Raw genomic sequence first — 16,985 nt, 5'->3', positions numbered from 1 at the left:
ATGAGCAAAAAACTGATCGGTACTCTTATCGCGTTGGTTGCCATCTTCTCCTTGTTGATTTTGTTGATTGCCATTAACTTCGGCGGTGTAAAAGAGCGCTATAAACAAATCGAGCCCAATCTGGACAACTACTCGGTGGCCGAGATCCTTTTTCTGGCGTTTGAAAGGACCAAAACCGCGCTGCTGCTCAGTGAAAACAACGACTACGATGCCTTCCAGATCAAAAAGAAAATCTTCTACTCGAAGATTCAGATTCTGGAGAGCCGTTCGACCTTCAGCGACTCTTTTTATTACGACGACGAGTTCATCAAGAATGTTGCGCTGCTGAAGCAGCAGTACCGCACGTTGGACGCGCTCTCCGCCGGCTTGCTGGTGGGGCAGAAAAACAAGGCGGACATTCTCTCTTATATGGATGATATCGAGGGTACGCTGGTCGATATCCAGGAGATTATTTACCGGATACAGATTAAAAACTTCACCGAAGTGAAAGCCATCATCCAGGATAACTCGAGCAAAGCCGAGATGTTCGCCCTCTTTTCGCTGGTCTTGGTGTTCCTGATGATGTTTCTGGTGCTGAGGAATGCCTTCTCGTTAAAAGAGATCATCAAGAACAAGAACATCTTTATCTCTTCCATCTACCACGAGATCGCCGGTTCGACCCAGGCCATCGTCATTGCCGCGGATATCATGGAGCATGAGCTGGCGCAGGAGGCGTTGAAAAAAGAAGCCCGCCTGATTTCCTATCACGGCAATAAAATCGCCGAACAAACGCGCGAGGTGATGGACTATTCGCGCCTTGAGATGGGGGAAGTCAAAATCAATATTTCCACCTTCCGGCTGAATGAGGTGGTGGACGATGCCGTAACCGGCATCGGCGCCGGCCGCGGCAATCGCCTGGTGATTCACCGTTCGTCTTATGCCGGCCTGATTTGTTCTGATAAATACAAGCTCTACCGAATATTGGCTAACCTGCTCAGCAACGCGGACAAATTTACCCACCGGGGCGTGGTTGCTCTCAATGTGAAGGTGTGTCACGGCAATCTGTATTTTCGGGTAAAAGACACCGGTATTGGGTTTAACGTCGATAATCTGGATCGGTTATATAAGGCGTTCAATCAGGGGGTAGAAAGGGAAACGCGGCAGGGCTTGGGGCTGGGGCTGACCATTATCAAAAATTACGTCACGACGCTGAAGGGCGCCATCAAAGTCAAATCCGCCGAAGGGGTTGGCTCATCGTTTTTGATTCGCATCCCGGTCAAACTAATTAAAGAATAAGTTCGACAGCAGCAGCGAGGAGATAATCAGCGGCTTGGTCGGTTTTTCCACCAGGTGCACGTCATAGTGCAGGATCATATCGCCGATGTTTTTCTCGTAGTGATTCAGCTGGCCGGTCAGAATAATAATGCGGGCGTGCGGATCGAGAGCGTCTTTAATTTTTTTCACAACGCGTTCGGAGGTCTCGCCGAAGTCCAACAGCCAGTCCAGAATAAACGCCTCAAAGGACTGCTGTTCCAGCGCGGCCAGCATGGCGTCTGCCGTCTGAAAGGTCTCGGTCTCGATGCCGTATCGGCTGGCGATCTTCTGCAACAGTTCGAGGATATCGCTGTCATTGTCCAGGATTGCGATGCGCGGGGCCGGCAGAAAGTCTATTTTGTTGACTTTGTACAGCGGAGCATCGGCGGCATATTCCCGACCGGTGTGGATGATGAAAAGGCCGTCTTTTTTGTAGGCGTAGGTTTCGTCGTTGTCCGCTTGCGTGACCGGGCACTCGTCGGCCTCAATGTTGCAGCGCTTGTGGATGCTGTTCATGATAAAGACGCCGTTATGCGTCCTTTGGCCGGCAAACGGCTCGTTGAAGTACTGAAAAACCTTTTTGACCTCGTCGAGGGTGATGCCTCTTTTACCGTCCAGTTTCTGTTTGGCGCTGTTGTACTGAAGGCTCAGTATGTTGGCCATCGTGGAAGCATGTTTTCTGTCGCCAACTCCTTTCAGAGTGAGCAACGCGCTGATTGCATCAATGTAATTCGGCGTTTTCTTCATGGCAACCTTGGCTTTTTTTGATGTTGACCGCGAGCGTGGCAAAGCTGGCGCGAGGATCCGTGCTGGATTATAGATGAAGCCTCGGGCGTTGCGGTGATATCAGTTTGATTTTCCTTGGCAAACTCAAAATACACTCGATAATAAATAAAAAAGCACTCAAAAGACATTCACATTTAGCCATTTATATGGTTAATTAGCGCACATACTGTGTGATTCGCGTCCTGGGGGGGTGCCAGTCTCACAAAATAAACCGCCTGCTCTTGTCCGTAAGCAGGGAGCAGGCGGCAAAAAGCTCTGCGGCCAACACCAGGGCCATTGGCAGCATCGGGGATGACTACTCGAACCTCTCTTCGCGCTGTACCTTCTTTTTTCCTCTTTCCCCACTTTTCTGCCGCAACAGCGCCTATGAATATCACCCCTGAGTGAGTGAACGTGACGATGCCTATCACCTTAACCAACCAGACAACGGGCCCGGGCGGTCTCGCCGGCGCAGATTTGGTGTCTGTGGCGTTGCCCTTGACGAGGGCCCGGCGTCGCGCAAGAGCATTTCCGGCGCGATCCGGGGTTGGATAAGGCGGGGCCATCGAGAGGGTAACGGCCCCGGCCGACGCCGGGGTTGGCGGTCGGCAAGGTCACTATAGCCGGTGCGCTTGCCGGCGCCAGCGCCGCCGTTCGGCATTGCGCGGTCGCTCCAGCACTTTCTTCACCCGGTGGCAAGCGTTGCCATTTATTGCGCGCCGCGTCCCAGATAACCGTCCCAGTCTTTCCACACCGGCTGCAACCCGGCGTTGCTGATGGCTTCGGCGACCTGCTGCGGCGTGCGGCCGTCGTGCGGCTCGAACTGTTCCAGCTCCGGCGGCACGTCGTCGGCATAGCCGCCGGGCTGGGTCTTGGATCCGGCGCTGACGCTGTTGATCGCCACCGGGATCATATGATCGCGGAAGTAAGGCGACTCACGCGTAGACAGCGACAGCTCAACGTCCGGCGCGAACAGCCGGAAGGCGCAGATCAGCTGCACCAGCTGAGGCTCGCTCATGATCGACGCCGGCTCAATGCCGCCGGCGCAGGGGCGCAGCCGCGGGAACGAGATCGAGTAGCGGCTCTGCCAGTAGGTTTGCTGCAGGTAGAACAGATGTTCCGCCAGCAGGTAACAATCGGTACGCCAGCTGTTGGACAGGCCGATCAACGCGCCGAGGCCGATCTTGTCGATCCCGGCGCGCCCCAGGCGATCCGGCGTGGCCAGGCGCCAATGGAAATCCTGTTTCTGGCCGCGCAGATGGTGCTGCAGATAGGTGGCCGGATGGTAGGTTTCCTGATAGACCAGCACGCCATCCAGGCCCAGCGCTTTCAGTTCGGCGTACTCGTCCTGCGCCAGCGGCTGCACTTCCATCATCAGCGAGCTGAAGTGGCGGCGGATGGCCGGAATGTGCTGACGGAAATAGTCCATGCCGACCTTGGTCTGATGCTCGCCGGTGACCAGCAACAGGTGTTCGAACCCCAGCCCCTTGATGGCTTTGCACTCGCGTGCGATCTCCGCCGCATCGAGCGTTTTGCGCTTGATGCGGTTGCTCATCGAAAAGCCGCAATAGGTGCAGTCGTTGGCGCACAGGTTAGAGAGGTACAGCGGCACATAGAAGCTGACGACGTTGCCGAAGCGCTGACGGGTCAGCTGCTGCGCGCGCTGCGCCAGCGGTTCCAGATACGCTGCGGCGGCGGGGGAGATCAGCGCCATAAAGTCGTCGCGCGTCAGCTTGTCGGCGTTCAACGCGCGTTCCACGTCGCGTGCGGTTTTGCCGTTGATGCGCAGCGTCATGTCGTCCCAATCCAGCTGTTGCCAGCGGCTACTGAAATCGTCGGCCATCACTGCGCCTCCTCTGGCTGGCTGAGGAAGGCGGTCAGCGGGCTGGAGGCGACGGCACCGCGCTGGCTGGCACCCAATCCGGCGCTGCGCGCCAGTTCGCCGGCCTCCAGCGCCAGGCGAAATGCCCGCGCCATCTGAACCGGATCGCGCGCCACGGCGATGGCGGTATTCACCAGCACCGCGTCGGCGCCCAGTTCCATCGCTTCCAGCGCGTGACTCGGCGCGCCGATACCGGCGTCGACCACCACCGGCACCTTGGCCTGCTCGATGATGATCTCGAGGAAGTCACGGGTGCGCAGACCGCGGTTGGAGCCGATAGGGGCGCCGAGCGGCATCACCGCCGCACAGCCCACCTCTTCCAGCCGTTTGCACAGCACCGGATCGGCACCGCAATAGGGCAGCACCACAAAACCGTCTTTCACCAGCGTTTCCGCCGCCTTCAGCGTTTCTATCGGATCCGGCAGCAGGTATTTCACGTCGGGATGGATCTCCAGCTTCACCCAGTGGGTGCCGAGCGCTTCACGCGCCAGCCGGGCGGCGAACACCGCTTCGGCGGCGGTTTTGGCGCCGGAGGTGTTAGGCAGCAGCCGGGCGCCCAACTGCTGCAGCGGCGCCAAAATGGCGTCGTTGCCGCCGCGCAGATCGACGCGCTTCATGGCCATGGTCACCAGCTGTGAGCCGGAGGCCGCCAGCGCCTCCAGCATTAACGCCGGGGTGGCGAACTTGCCGGTGCCGGTGAACAGGCGCGAGGTAAAAGTGGTATCGGCGATTTTCAGCATGTCAGCCTCCGGCGATCGCTTGAAACAGCAAAATGTCGTCACCGTCCTGCACCTGATGGTCGGCCCAGTCGGCGCGCGGGATGATGGTTTGGTTGATCGCCAGCGCGGTGCCCGGCTGGTGGCGCTCCAGCTGGGTCAGCAGGGCGGCGACGCTGAGCGGCTGCGCCAGCTCCAGCGGTTGGTCGTTCAGACGGATCTTCATGCCGCGCCTCCGCATACCGGGCAGGCGCGGGCCTGGCTCAGTTGCAGCGTGCTCCAGCTCTGCTGCTTGCCGTCGAACAGCCGCAGTTTACCGCTGAGGGAGGAAGACATGCCGGCCAGCATCTTGATGGCTTCCAGCGCTTGCAGAGTGCCGATCACGCCCACCACCGGGCCGAGCACCCCGGCGGTGCGGCAGTTGCGCTGCGGCTCTTCCTGATCCGGGTACAGGCAGGCGTAGCAGCCGTGCGCATAGGGTGGCTCGAGCACCAGCAGCTGGCCGCTGAAACCGACCGCGCTGCCGCTGATCAGCGGCTTGGCGGCGGCGATGCAGGCGGCATTGACCTCATGACGGGTCGCCATATTGTCGCAGCAGTCCAGCACCAGGTCGGCGCGGGCGACCGCGTCGCGCAGCGTTTGCCCCTGCAGCCGCTGTGCCAGCGGGATGGATTCCACCAACGGGTTCAGCGCCTGCAGATGGCGTTGCGCCAGCGCCGCCTTGCCGGTGGCGGTATCGGCGCTGCGGTAGAGGATCTGCCGCTGCAGGTTGGTGATGTGCAGCTGGTCGTCGTCGGCCAACAGCAGCGTGCCGACGCCGGCGGCGGCCAGATACAGCGAAGCCGGGGAACCGAGCCCGCCCAAACCGACGATCAGCACCGTGGCGCGCTTGAGTTTCTCCTGGCCTTCCGGGCCGATGTCCTCCAGCAGCAGCTGGCGGCTGTAGCGCAGGAACTCCTGATCGTTAAGCATCGTGCGGGTCCTCGCCTTCGATCAGCCGCAGCAGCTCGGCCGTCGCCGCACGCCAGTCCGGCACCTGGGTGATGGCGCTGACCACCGCCACGCTGCCGACGCCGCACGCCAGCACCGCCGGTACGCGATCGATACTGATCCCGCCGATCGCCACCGTCGGGTAATCCGCCAGGCCGGCGATGTGGCGTTTCAACTCCGCCAGCCCCTGCGGCGCCGAAGGCATGTCTTTGGTTTGGGTGGGGAAGATGTGCCCCAGCGCGATGTAGGACGGTTTTACCGCCAGCGCGCGCGCCAGCTCGGCGTCGTCATGGGTGGACACGCCCAGCCGTAGCCCGGCGCGGTGAATGGCCGCCAGATCGGTGGTATCGAGATCTTCCTGGCCCAGATGCACGCCGTAGGCGCCGTGCTTGATCGCCAGCCGCCAGTAGTCGTTGATGAACAGCCGTGCCTGATAACGCTTACCCAGCGCGATGGCGGCGGCAATATCCTCTTCAACCTGTTCGTCCGGCAGATCCTTGATGCGCAGCTGGATCGTGGTGACGCCCGCCTCCAGCAGGCGAGCGATCCATTCCACGCTGTCGACGACCGGGTAAAGCCCCAGTTTGTGGGGCGTCGCCGGGAAGGGGGTCGTGATATCAGTCATTGCTTGTCTCCTCTTGCAGGGTGCCGGCGCTGTGATACAGCTCGCTGCCGCGGGCGCGGAACTCGGCGGACATTTTCTCCATGCCGGTCAGCTGCACTTCGATCGGCTTGGCGGCCTCCTGGGCGGCGGCGTAGTCGCGCACCTCCTGCGAAATCTTCATCGAGCAGAATTTCGGCCCGCACATCGAGCAGAAGTGGGCGACCTTGCCGGATTCCTGCGGCAGGGTTTCGTCGTGATAGGCGCGCGCGGTGGCCGGATCGAGCGCCAGATTGAACTGATCTTCCCAGCGGAATTCGAAACGCGCCTTGGACATGGCGTTATCGCGGATCTGTGCGCCCGGATGGCCTTTGGCCAGATCGGCGGCGTGGGCGGCGATCTTGTAGGTGATCAGGCCCTGTTTGACGTCCTCTTTGTTCGGCAGGCCGAGGTGCTCTTTCGGCGTGACGTAACACAGCATGGCGCAGCCGAACCAGCCAATCATTGCCGCGCCGATGCCGGAGGTGAAATGGTCATAGCCCGGGGCGATATCGGTGGTCAGCGGGCCGAGGGTGTAGAACGGCGCTTCGTGGCAATGTTCCAGCTCTTCGGTCATGTTGCGGCGGATCATCTGCATCGGCACGTGGCCCGGGCCTTCGATCATCACCTGCACGTCGTATTCCCAGGCGATTTTGGTCAGCTCGCCCAGCGTATGCAGCTCGGCGAACTGGGCTTCGTCGTTGGCGTCCTGAATCGAGCCGGGGCGCAGGCCGTCGCCGAGCGACAGCGAAACGTCGTAGGCGGCGCAGATCTCGCAGATTTCACGGAAATGCTGATAGAGGAAGTTTTCCTGATGGTGCGACAGACACCATTTGGCCATGATCGAGCCGCCGCGCGACACGATGCCGGTCAGGCGTTTGGCGGTCATCGGCACGTAGCGCAGCAGCACGCCGGCGTGGATGGTGAAGTAGTCGACCCCTTGCTCCGCCTGTTCCAGCAGCGTATCGCGGAACATCGCCCAGGTGAGGTTTTCCGCCACGCCGTTGACCTTCTCCAGTGCCTGGTAGATCGGCACGGTGCCGATGGGTACCGGGCTGTTGCGCAGGATCCACTCGCGGGTTTCGTGAATATAGCGGCCGGTGGAGAGATCCATCACGGTGTCCGCGCCCCAGCGGGTGGACCACACCAGCTTCTCCACCTCTTCTTCGATCGATGAGGTAACCGCCGAGTTGCCTATGTTGGCGTTCACCTTCACCAGGAAATTGCGGCCGATGATCATCGGCTCCGCTTCCGGGTGGTTGATGTTGGCGGGAATGATGGCGCGGCCGGCGGCCACTTCCTGGCGCACGAACTCCGGCGTGATGTTGTCCGGCAGGTTGGCGCCCCAGCTTTGGCCCGGATGCTGGTGGCGCAGCACCTCGCCGCGAATGCGCTCGCGCCCCATGTTTTCACGGATGGCGATGAACTCCATCTCCGGGGTGACGATACCGGCGCGGGCATAGTGCAGTTGGGTGACGCACTTGCCCGGCAGCGCTTTGCGCGGCAGCGGCAGATGTTCGAAGCGCAGGTGATCCAGCCCCTCGTCCGCCAGCCGCTGCTGGGTGAAGCCGGAGCTGGCGCCGCTGAGGGTGGCGGTATCGCCGCGCGCGTCGATCCAGCCGGCGCGCAGCCTGGCCAGGCCGGCGTGCACGTCGAGCTCGGCCTGCGGATCGCCGTAGGGGCCGGCGGTGTCATACACCGGGATCGCCTCGTTGGGTTCATACTGCGGATGGTCTTTGCTGCCGCCGAGCAGGGTCGGGCTGAGCTGAATTTCGCGCATCGGCACCTGGATATCGCTGCGCGAGCCCTGGAGATAGATGCGGCGTGAGTTCGGGAAAGCCATGCCTTGCAGGGTGTCGATAAACTGCTGGGCGGCTTCGCGTTGCGCTTTACGGGCGCGCGGTGGATTAACGTTAGACATAGCAAGTTCCTACCAGTGTGTTGGGTTGGGAAAGTTGCTTGTCTGGAGCTCGGAGGGAGTAATGATGGTGGCCGATAAGGCAGGGCGCCCGCAAGGGGAAGGCCGTGCCTGTGGCGATAGATTACTCTTGTTCCCTTCGCGGGTATTAACCCGATCAGGTTCCGCGGATCCCGAATTAACGGTCTCAGCCTGGCTGATTCGATGAACAAATCAGGCGCTAGGCACTCCGACAAGATGCCCCCCAGTATAGGAGGGATAAGAAAAAAAACTATAAAATTTTAACGCGCGGGATCCAGCGCCTGGTCCGGCAGCGGTTGCTGCGCGGCCTCCGCCTCCAGCTGGATCAGCTTATCTTCCAGCGCAAAGCGCGCCGCCAGCGTTTCGCCGATATCCGACAAGGCCTGGTGGAATTCCAGACAAACCTCCTGATCGATATCCACTTCGGTATAGCGATCGTGGAACGCCATGATCTGTTCGGTATTGGCCCACAGCTTGGGGTAGATGTTCACCGCCAGCGACATTTTCGGACTGGCTGCGCCTTCCACTTGTTTGATAATTCTGTCATAGATATGAAAATGCCCTGCGGAGAGGTAATCCACCAGATTGTGGCAAAAGTTCTCCAGCGCTTTTTCATTCAGCGGCGTATGCTTTTCTTTATTCGGTTTGAGGCCTACCAGCGTGCAGTAGGCGACCAGCAACTGTTTGCGGGCCTGAAGCCATTGATCAACTAATTCATTACTACCGCCAACGCGCTGAGTCAGCCTTTCCAAACGGTTGAGCATGTTTGACTCCGTGTAAGTAATAAAGTAACCGGTAAGTTATTAAAATGTAACAAAGCCGATTCGTAGAGTGCCAGTGAAGCTGAGGTTGTGCAACAACGATATGGAACTTGCATTAACGGGCAATGAAAACGGCTGGTGGATCGTCAGCCATGAAAGCAAACTTTGGTTACCGAACGGTGAATTGCCGTCGGGGACGGCCGCCGCCCTCGGGCTGCAGGGCCACATGGCGCGCACCATCGGTGAATGGGAGGGCGCGCCGGTCTGGTTGGTGCGCCAGGCGATGCCGCGGGAGATGGGATCGGTGCGTCAGCTGTTGGATCAGGATCGCGGTCTGTTCCAGCTCGCCGGGCGCGGCGTGCAGCTGGCGGATTTCTACCGCTCTCATCGCTACTGCGGCTATTGCGGCCATGAAATGCACCTCAGCCGCACCGAAAGCGCCTGTCTGTGCAGCCACTGCAAAGAGCGGTACTACCCGCAAATTGCACCCTGCGTGATCGTCGCCATTCGGCGCGACGATCAGATCCTGCTGGCGCAACACGTGCGCCATCGCGGCGGTATCCACACGGTGCTGGCCGGCTTCGTCGAAGTGGGCGAAACGCTGGAACAGGCGGTGGCGCGCGAAGTGATGGAAGAGAGCAATATTGAAATCAAGAACCTGCGCTACGTCACTTCACAACCCTGGCCGTTCCCGCACTCGCTGATGATGGCCTTTATGGCCGACTACCATCAGGGGGACATTCGCCACGATCCCAGGGAGCTGCTCAACGCCGGCTGGTATCGCTACGACCAGCTGCCGCTGCTGCCGCCGCCCGGCACCGTGGCGCGCCGGTTGATTGAGGACACCGTGGCGCTGTGCCGGGCAGAATAATGTACAATGGCCGGCAGATTATTAAGGGAGCCCCATAAATGACTGAGTTGAAGAACGATCGCTACCTGCGCGCGCTGTTGCGCCAGCCGGTGGATGTGACCCCCGTATGGATGATGCGCCAGGCCGGTCGTTATTTACCGGAGTACAAGGCGACCCGCGCCCAGGCCGGTGATTTCATGTCGCTGTGCAAGAACGCGGAGCTGGCCTGCGAGGTTACGCTGCAGCCGCTGCGCCGTTATGCGCTGGACGCCGCCATCCTGTTCTCCGACATTCTCACCATTCCCGACGCCATGGGGCTCGGCCTGTACTTTGAAGCCGGCGAAGGTCCGCGTTTCAGCTCCCCCGTCACCTGCCGCGCCGACGTCGACAAGCTGCCGGTGTTCGATCCGGAAGTGGAGCTGGGCTATGTGATGAACGCGGTGCGCACCATTCGCCGCGAGCTGAAGGGCGAAGTGCCGCTGATCGGCTTCTCCGGCAGCCCGTGGACGCTGGCGACTTATATGGTCGAAGGCGGCAGCAGCAAGGCCTTCACCAAGCTGAAAAAGATGATGTATGCCGAACCGGCCACGCTGCACCTGTTGCTGGACAAGCTGGCGGACAGCGTGATCCTGTACCTCAATGCCCAGATTAAAGCCGGCGCGCAGTCGGTGATGGTGTTCGACACCTGGGGCGGCGTGCTGACCGGGCGCGATTACCGCGAGTTCTCTTTGCACTACATGCACAAGATCGTCGACGGGCTGCTGCGTGAAAACGAGGGCCGCCGCGTGCCGGTGACGCTGTTCACCAAAGGCGGCGGGCAGTGGCTGGAGGCGATGGCCGCCACCGGCTGCGATGCGCTGGGGCTGGATTGGACCACCGACATCGCCGACGCGCGTCGGCGCGTGGGCGACAAAGTGGCGCTGCAGGGCAATATGGATCCTTCGATGCTGTATGCCTCCCCGGCGCGCATCGCAGAAGAAGTGGAGACCATTCTGGCCGGTTTCGGCCACGGTAACGGCCACGTGTTCAATCTGGGCCACGGCATCCATCAGGATGTGCCGCCGGAGCACGCCGGCGCCTTCGTCGAGGCGGTACACGCGCACTCGGCGAAATACCACCGTTAAGGATCCGATGTGACCGAAATGGCGGCCCTGCGCGCCGAACAGCTTCGGCGCGCGGCTGAAGTCATTCGCTACGACGATCTGCCGGCTGAACCACCGGCCTTCATCGCCGGCGCCGACGTGGGCTTCGAACAAGAAGGGGCGGTGACGCGCGCCGCCATCGCCGTCCTGCGCTATCCGTCGCTGGCGCTGGTGGAGTATCAGGTGGCGCGCATCGCCACCGTCATGCCCTACATCCCGGGCTTCCTGTCGTTTCGCGAATACCCGGCGTTGTTGGCCGCCTGGGGGCAGCTGCAGCAGAAACCGGGGCTGATCTTCGTCGATGGGCACGGTATTTCGCATCCGCGGCGTCTCGGCGTCGCCAGTCATTTCGGCCTGCTGGTCGATGTGCCGACCATCGGCGTGGCCAAGAAGCGCCTGTGCGGCAAATTTGCGCCGCTGGACGCCGCCGTCGGCGCGCTGGCGCCGTTGGAAGATAAGGGTGAACAGCTGGGCTGGGTGTGGCGCAGCAAGGCGCGTTGCAACCCGCTGTTCATCTCTACCGGCCATCGCGTGGGCGCCGACAGCGCGCTGGCATGGGTGCAGCGCTGTATGGCGGGCTACCGTTTGCCGGAGCCGACCCGCTGGGCCGACGCCATCGCATCGCGTCGTCCGGCGTTTCAGCGCTGGTTGCAGCAGCATCCGGAGGTGTCGCCATGAGCGATTTCGGGTACACTGCGCCGCAGATAACGCGTAAGAGAGTAAAGCATGCTACGTAACCCGATTCATTTACGCCTGGAACGGCTCGAGGCCTGGCAACATTTGACCTTTATGGCCAGTTTGTGCGAGCGTATGTACCCGAATTACCAGATGTTCTGCAAACAGACCGAGTTCGGCGATCCGGCGGTTTATCGCCGCATTCTGGATTTGGTGTGGGAAACGCTGGTGGTTAAGGACGCCAAGGTCAACTTCGACAGCCAGCTCGAGAAGTTGGAAGAGGCGATTCCGTCGGCGGAAGATTACGATCTTTACGGCGTTTACCCGGCAATTGATGCCTGTATCGCATTAGGGGAACTGATCCATTCGCGGCTCGGCGGGGAGACGCTGGAGCACGCCATCGCCATCAGCGAAACATCGATTCGCACCGTGGCGATGTTGGAAATGACCCAAGCCGGTAAGGAAATGACCGACGAAGAGTTGGAAAGTTTGCCTGCGGTAGAGGAAGAATGGGACATTCAATGGGAAATTTTCCGCCTGTTGGACGCCTGTGAAGAGCGCGATATAGACCTGATCAAGGGGCTGCGATCCGACCTGCGAGAGGCGGGTGTCAGCAACATCGGGATAAATTTAGCGCAATAAGGCAACAAAACGTGATTTAACGCCTGATTTGTCATGCCTTAAGGCTTCACATCCGCACCCTGTCTGGTCTACATTTGGGGGGCGTAAAAAAAGTGGCTATCGGTGCGTGTATGCAGGAGAGTGCTGTCAATCGGCATATCCGTCGCACTCGATGCTTTGCAAACGATAAACACACTGTAAGGATAACTTATGAACAAGACTCAACTGATTGATGTAATCGCGGACAAGGCTGACCTTTCCAAAGCACAAGCTAAACTGGCTCTGGAATCCACCCTGGCTGCTATTACTGAGTCTCTGAAAGAAGGTGATGCAGTACAATTGGTTGGCTTCGGTACTTTCAAAGTAAACCATCGTAGCGAGCGCACTGGCCGCAACCCGCAGACTGGCAAAGAAATCAAAATCGCAGCCGCCAACGTGCCTGCGTTCGTTTCTGGCAAAGCACTGAAAGACGCTGTTAAATAAGACCGCGCCTCGGTGAAAAGATTAAACAGAGGGGCGATGGTGCCCCTTTTGTTTACTCGTCGGGCGCTTATGGCCGTTGGCATCGCCGTCGGCCTGAGCGCCTGCAGTTCCCATTCCGATATTCCCAGCTTTACCGCCAGCGGCTTCGTGGCCGATCAGGGCGTGATACGCCTGTGGCGTAAAGACGACGAACAACATCGCCCGCAGGTGCTGGTCAGCGTCTACAGCCCTTACCGCGGGCCGGGTACCATCACCACGCTGTACACCTATCAGGGCGACGTGCTGCGCCAAATCAAACGTAACGACGCCGACGGCGATCGAGATTCCATTCAACTGCGCTTTGCCGATGATGGCACGGTGAGCTTTATGCAGCGCCAGCTGGCGACACGCCGCGAACCGCTGACCCACGATGAAATCGCCCTGTACCAATATCAGGCGCGGCGTATCCTCGAGGTGAGCAATGCGCTGCGCGCCGGCAAGGTGAAATTGCTGCAGGGGCGCTGGATGCAGGGCGAGGTGCAAACCTGCGACGGCCAACGCGTAAAACCGGGGCTGGACGCCGCCTCCATCGTCTGGATCGAGAAACGTGCCCGTAGCAGCAGCCGGCCGGTGAGCGTCGCCTGGCTGGAAGCGCCCGAGGGCAGCGAACTGCTGCTGGTAGCGAACGACGATTTCTGCAGCTGGGAACCCAAAGAAGACCAGCTATAAAAAAGGCCCCGCGCTGCGGAGCCTCTCGTCATGATCTTATACGGTCAAATCACTTGCCGCGCGCAATCGCGCGATAACCGATATCTGTGCGGCAGAAGCTGCCCGGCCACTGAATGCCTTCGGCCAGCTGGTAGGCGCGTTGCTGCGCCTGCGCCACGGTGTCGCCCAGTGCGGTTACACACAGCACGCGGCCACCGCTGGTGACGACGTCATTACCCTGCAGGCGTGTACCGGCATGGAAGACCTTACCGTCGGCGCTTTCCTGCTGCGGCAATCCCCGGATAACCTCGCCGTTGCGATAGTCGCCCGGATAACCACCGGCCGCCAGCACCACGCCGAGCGCAGGGCGTTCGTCCCAGTCGGAGCTTTTCTCGTTCAGACGGCCTTCTGCGCCCGCCAGGCACAGTTCCACCAGATCGGAACGCAGGCGCAGCATAATGGGCTGGGTTTCCGGATCGCCAAAGCGGCAGTTGAATTCGATCACTTTCGGCTGGCCATCGGCGGCGATCATCAGGCCGGCGTACAGGAAGCCGACGTAGGTGTTGCCTTCCGCCGCCATGCCGCGCACCGTCGGCCAGATCACCTGATCCATGGCGCGCTGGTGGATTTCGTCGGTCACGACCGGCGCTGGGGAATAGGCCCCCATGCCGCCGGTGTTCGGGCCGGTGTCGCCATCGCCGACGCGCTTGTGGTCCTGGCTGGTGGCCATCGGCACCACGTTTTCGCCGTCGACCATCACGATGAAGCTCGCTTCTTCGCCGTCGAGGAACTCTTCCACCACGATACGATGACCGGCGTCGCCGAAGGCGTTGCCGGCCAGCATGTCACGCACGGCTTCTTCGGCTTCCTGCAACGTCATCGCGACGATCACGCCTTTACCGGCCGCCAGGCCATCGGCCTTGATGACGATCGGCGCGCCTTTGCGGCGCACATAGGCCAGCGCCGGCTCCACCTCGGTGAAGTTTTCATATTCGGCGGTCGGGATGCGGTGGCGCGCCAGGAAATCCTTGGTGAAGGCTTTGGAGCCTTCGAGCTGCGCGGCGGCCTGCGACGGGCCGAAAATTTTCAGACCGGCGGCCTGGAAGGCGTCGACCACGCCGATCACCAACGGCGCTTCCGGCCCGACGATGGTCAGACCGATGTCATGGCTCTGGGCGAAAGCGACCAGGGCAGGGATGTCGGTGGCGGCGATCGCCACGTTTTCCAGATTGGCTTCCAGCGCGGTGCCGGCATTGCCCGGCGCAACGTAGACTTTGTCCGCCAGCGGAGACTGGGCGGCTTTCCAGGCCAGCGCGTGTTCGCGCCCGCCGTTGCCGATAATCAAGATGTTCATCAGGGGCTCCACGAATGGCGTGCGCCGGAGCGCACGCGGCAAAAGGAATTAATGGCGGAAGTGACGCATGTCGGTGAAGATCATCGCGATGCCGTGTTCGTTGGCGGCGGCGATCACTTCGTCGTCGCGGATCGAGCCGCCCGGCTGGATCACGCAGGTGATGCCGACCGCAGCGGCAGCATCGATGCCGTCGCGGAACGGGAAGAAGGCGTCGGAGGCCATGGCGGACCCTTTTACTTCCAGCCCTTCGTCGCTTGCTTTGATACCGGCGATCTTGGCGGAGTAAACGCGGCTCATCTGGCCGGCGCCTATGCCGATGGTCATGTTGTCACGGGCATAAACGATGGCGTTGGATTTCACGAACTTGGCCACTTTCCAGCAGAACAGCGCGTCGCGCAGTTCCTGCTCGGTCGGCTGGCGCTCGGATACCACGCGCAGATCGGCGGCGGTTACCATGCCCAGATCGCGATCCTGCACCAGCAGGCCGCCGTTGACGCGCTTGAAGTCCAGCCCCGCCACGCGTTGCTGCCACTGGCCGCAGGCCAGCACGCGCACGTTCTGCTTGGCGGCCAGCAGGGAGCGCGCTTCCTGGGTAACGTTTGGCGCGATGATCACTTCCACAAACTGGCGGCTGATGATCGCCTGCGCGGTGGCGGCATCCAGCTCGCGGTTAAAGGCGATGATGCCACCGAAGGCGGAAGTCGGGTCGGTTTGGTAAGCGCGCTCGTAGGCGGCCAGGATGTCGTCGCCGATCGCCACGCCGCAAGGGTTGGCGTGTTTGACGATCACGCAGGCCGGCTCAGCGAACTCTTTCACGCATTCCAGCGCGGCGTCGGTATCGGCGATATTGTTATAGGACAGCGCCTTGCCCTGCAGCTGCTCGGCGGTTGCGACGGAAGCTTCCTTTACCTCTTCTTCTATATAGAAGGCGGCCTGCTGGTGGCTGTTCTCACCGTAGCGCATATCCTGCTTTTTGATGTAGTTGAGGTTCAGGGTACGCGGGAAGCGGCCGGACGGCTGTTCGGTCTCGCCGTGGTACGCCGGCACCAGCGCGCCGAAGTAGTTGGCGATCATGCTGTCGTAGGCGGCGGTGTGCTCGAAGGCCTTGATGGCGAGATCGAAGCGGGTGGCATAGCGCAGCGAGCCGTCGTTGTTGTCCATCTCGGTAATGATGGCGGCGTAGTCGCTGCTCTTCACCACGATGGCGACGTCTTTATGGTTCTTGGCGGCGGAGCGCACCATGGTCGGGCCGCCGATATCGATATTCTCGACCGCGTCTTCCAGCGAGCAATCCGGGCGCGCCACGGTTTGGGCGAACGGGTACAGATTGACGACCACCATGTCGATAGGCTTGATGTCATGCTGATTCATGACCGCGTCGTCCTGGCCGCGGCGGCCGAGGATACCGCCGTGAACTTTCGGGTGCAGGGTCTTAACTCGTCCGTCCATCATTTCCGGGAAGCCGGTGTAGTCGGACACTTCGGTAACGGGCAGACCGGCGTCTGCCAGCAGGCGGGCGGTGCCGCCGGTGGAGAGCAGTTCAACGCCGCGCTGGGAAAGCGCTTCGGCGAATTCAACGATACCGGCTTTGTCAGACACGCTGAGCAGGGCCCGGCGGATTGGACGAGGTTGTTGCATGGTTTTATCCCTTGGCTTTGAGTCGCAATTAAAGAGCGTTACGTGAATGTCCACCTCGTTCTCTCTATAAGGAAGGTTTTTTGCCTTATAAAGGGAGGGTCAGGCACATATTCAGGTAACGCCCCCATAAAAAGGGGGATCGTTTCGTCGCGGGGAATTGTAGCGAAAACGTTTGCGTGGCGCTCGTAAATTTTCCGTGCAAATCGCATCTGTGGATAACACTGTGTGCAAGTGGGTATAAGGCGGGGTTTTGCTGTGGAATGCAGCGAACGATCGTTTTTGCTGAAAATACCTGTTGCGGCCTGCGAGGAACTCCCTATAATGCGCCTCCATCGACACGGAACATGTGAGCAACTTCACAGAGTATCCGGGGGTCGCAGAGAAAAAATCCTGAAAATTAGGGTTGACTCTGAAAGAGGAAGGCGTAATATACGCCACCTCGAGTTAGCAAGCGAAAGCGCCTAACTCACTGCTCTTTAACAATTTATCAGACAATCTGTGTGGGCACTCCACAAGACGATATCCAGCATCTTCGGATGCAAAAAAATA

General features: G+C 60.3%; 17 protein-coding genes and 1 riboswitch. Of the genes, 7 read left to right on the top strand and 10 right to left on the bottom strand.

The genetic code is table 11. The annotated features are described in order from the left end of the window. Positions 1 to 1,275 carry a sensor histidine kinase gene (locus M6G53_RS22705; RefSeq protein ID WP_253334664.1) on the top strand — a complete coding sequence of 425 codons (1,275 nt, stop codon included), beginning with the start codon at positions 1 to 3 and terminating at the stop codon, positions 1,273 to 1,275. Here the strand turns inward: M6G53_RS22705 and M6G53_RS22700 are convergent. From M6G53_RS22700 to M6G53_RS22665, 8 genes are all read right to left on the bottom strand, one after another. After that, positions 1,261 to 2,040 (bottom strand): helix-turn-helix domain-containing protein, encoded by a 780-nt coding sequence (locus tag M6G53_RS22700; protein ID WP_301286293.1) that lies wholly within the window; start codon positions 2,038 to 2,040, stop codon positions 1,261 to 1,263. The genes M6G53_RS22705 and M6G53_RS22700 overlap by 15 nt on opposite strands. Before the next feature lie 727 nt (positions 2,041 to 2,767). Then, positions 2,768 to 3,901, bottom strand: a complete 1,134-nt coding sequence (gene thiH, locus M6G53_RS22695) for a 2-iminoacetate synthase ThiH (RefSeq protein ID WP_253334662.1) — start codon at positions 3,899 to 3,901, stop codon at positions 2,768 to 2,770. Continuing rightward, a complete protein-coding gene (locus M6G53_RS22690; protein ID WP_253334660.1) occupies positions 3,901 to 4,680 on the bottom strand; it encodes a thiazole synthase in 780 nt (259 codons plus the stop codon). The genes thiH and M6G53_RS22690 overlap by 1 nt, the downstream gene beginning before the upstream one ends. A gap of 1 nt (position 4,681) precedes the next feature. Next, positions 4,682 to 4,882: a sulfur carrier protein ThiS gene (gene thiS / locus M6G53_RS22685; RefSeq protein ID WP_016929423.1), complete on the bottom strand. Its 201-nt coding sequence runs from the start codon at positions 4,880 to 4,882 to the stop codon at positions 4,682 to 4,684. Next, positions 4,879 to 5,628 carry a HesA/MoeB/ThiF family protein gene (locus M6G53_RS22680; RefSeq protein WP_253334658.1) on the bottom strand — a complete coding sequence of 250 codons (750 nt, stop codon included), beginning with the start codon at positions 5,626 to 5,628 and terminating at the stop codon, positions 4,879 to 4,881. The genes thiS and M6G53_RS22680 overlap by 4 nt, the downstream gene beginning before the upstream one ends. After that, positions 5,621 to 6,271, bottom strand: coding sequence for a thiamine phosphate synthase (gene thiE / locus M6G53_RS22675; RefSeq protein WP_253334656.1), 651 nt, complete (start codon positions 6,269 to 6,271; stop codon positions 5,621 to 5,623). The genes M6G53_RS22680 and thiE overlap by 8 nt, the downstream gene beginning before the upstream one ends. Beyond that, complete coding sequence (gene thiC / locus M6G53_RS22670; RefSeq protein ID WP_253334654.1) at positions 6,264 to 8,207, bottom strand: phosphomethylpyrimidine synthase ThiC; 1,944 nt, start codon at positions 8,205 to 8,207, stop codon at positions 6,264 to 6,266. The genes thiE and thiC overlap by 8 nt, the downstream gene beginning before the upstream one ends. Positions 8,208 to 8,321: 114 nt before the next feature. Then, positions 8,322 to 8,446, bottom strand: a riboswitch (TPP riboswitch). 39 nt (positions 8,447 to 8,485) lie between these two features. Next, on the bottom strand, positions 8,486 to 8,989 hold the full coding sequence (locus M6G53_RS22665; protein WP_048232444.1) for an Rsd/AlgQ family anti-sigma factor: 504 nt from the start codon (positions 8,987 to 8,989) through the stop codon (positions 8,486 to 8,488). A 100-nt stretch (positions 8,990 to 9,089) separates the two neighbouring features. On the opposite strand from M6G53_RS22665, the gene nudC reads away from it, so the two are divergent. From nudC to M6G53_RS22635, 6 genes are all read left to right on the top strand, one after another. Beyond that, positions 9,090 to 9,857 (top strand): NAD(+) diphosphatase, encoded by a 768-nt coding sequence (gene nudC / locus M6G53_RS22660; protein ID WP_253334652.1) that lies wholly within the window; start codon positions 9,090 to 9,092, stop codon positions 9,855 to 9,857. 38 nt (positions 9,858 to 9,895) lie between these two features. Further along, on the top strand, positions 9,896 to 10,960 hold the full coding sequence (gene hemE, locus M6G53_RS22655) for a uroporphyrinogen decarboxylase (RefSeq protein WP_048232446.1): 1,065 nt from the start codon (positions 9,896 to 9,898) through the stop codon (positions 10,958 to 10,960). 18 nt (positions 10,961 to 10,978) lie between these two features. Next, positions 10,979 to 11,656, top strand: coding sequence for a deoxyribonuclease V (gene nfi, locus M6G53_RS22650; protein ID WP_301286294.1), 678 nt, complete (start codon positions 10,979 to 10,981; stop codon positions 11,654 to 11,656). A 48-nt stretch (positions 11,657 to 11,704) separates the two neighbouring features. Further along, entirely contained in the window at positions 11,705 to 12,295 is a 591-nt protein-coding gene (locus M6G53_RS22645; protein ID WP_025160203.1) for a YjaG family protein, read from the top strand. A gap of 189 nt (positions 12,296 to 12,484) precedes the next feature. Then, entirely contained in the window at positions 12,485 to 12,757 is a 273-nt protein-coding gene (gene hupA, locus M6G53_RS22640) for a nucleoid-associated protein HU-alpha (RefSeq protein WP_004929874.1), read from the top strand. A 36-nt stretch (positions 12,758 to 12,793) separates the two neighbouring features. After that, complete coding sequence (locus M6G53_RS22635) at positions 12,794 to 13,465, top strand: DUF1481 domain-containing protein (protein ID WP_253334648.1); 672 nt, start codon at positions 12,794 to 12,796, stop codon at positions 13,463 to 13,465. 49 nt (positions 13,466 to 13,514) lie between these two features. Here the strand turns inward: M6G53_RS22635 and purD are convergent, their stop codons facing one another. Together purD and purH are read right to left on the bottom strand one after the other, a co-directional pair. Continuing rightward, positions 13,515 to 14,798 (bottom strand): phosphoribosylamine--glycine ligase, encoded by a 1,284-nt coding sequence (gene purD, locus M6G53_RS22630; protein ID WP_253334646.1) that lies wholly within the window; start codon positions 14,796 to 14,798, stop codon positions 13,515 to 13,517. 48 nt (positions 14,799 to 14,846) lie between these two features. Continuing rightward, a complete protein-coding gene (purH, locus tag M6G53_RS22625; RefSeq protein ID WP_100247391.1) occupies positions 14,847 to 16,436 on the bottom strand; it encodes a bifunctional phosphoribosylaminoimidazolecarboxamide formyltransferase/IMP cyclohydrolase in 1,590 nt (529 codons plus the stop codon). Between the last annotated feature and the right edge of the window lie 549 nt (positions 16,437 to 16,985).

Origin of the sequence: Serratia nevei (genome assembly GCF_024160145.1) — a bacterium.
In the GTDB taxonomy this organism is placed as follows: Bacteria; Pseudomonadota; Gammaproteobacteria; order Enterobacterales; family Enterobacteriaceae; genus Serratia; species Serratia nevei_A.
This window is presented reverse-complemented; position numbering and strand designations above follow the sequence as displayed.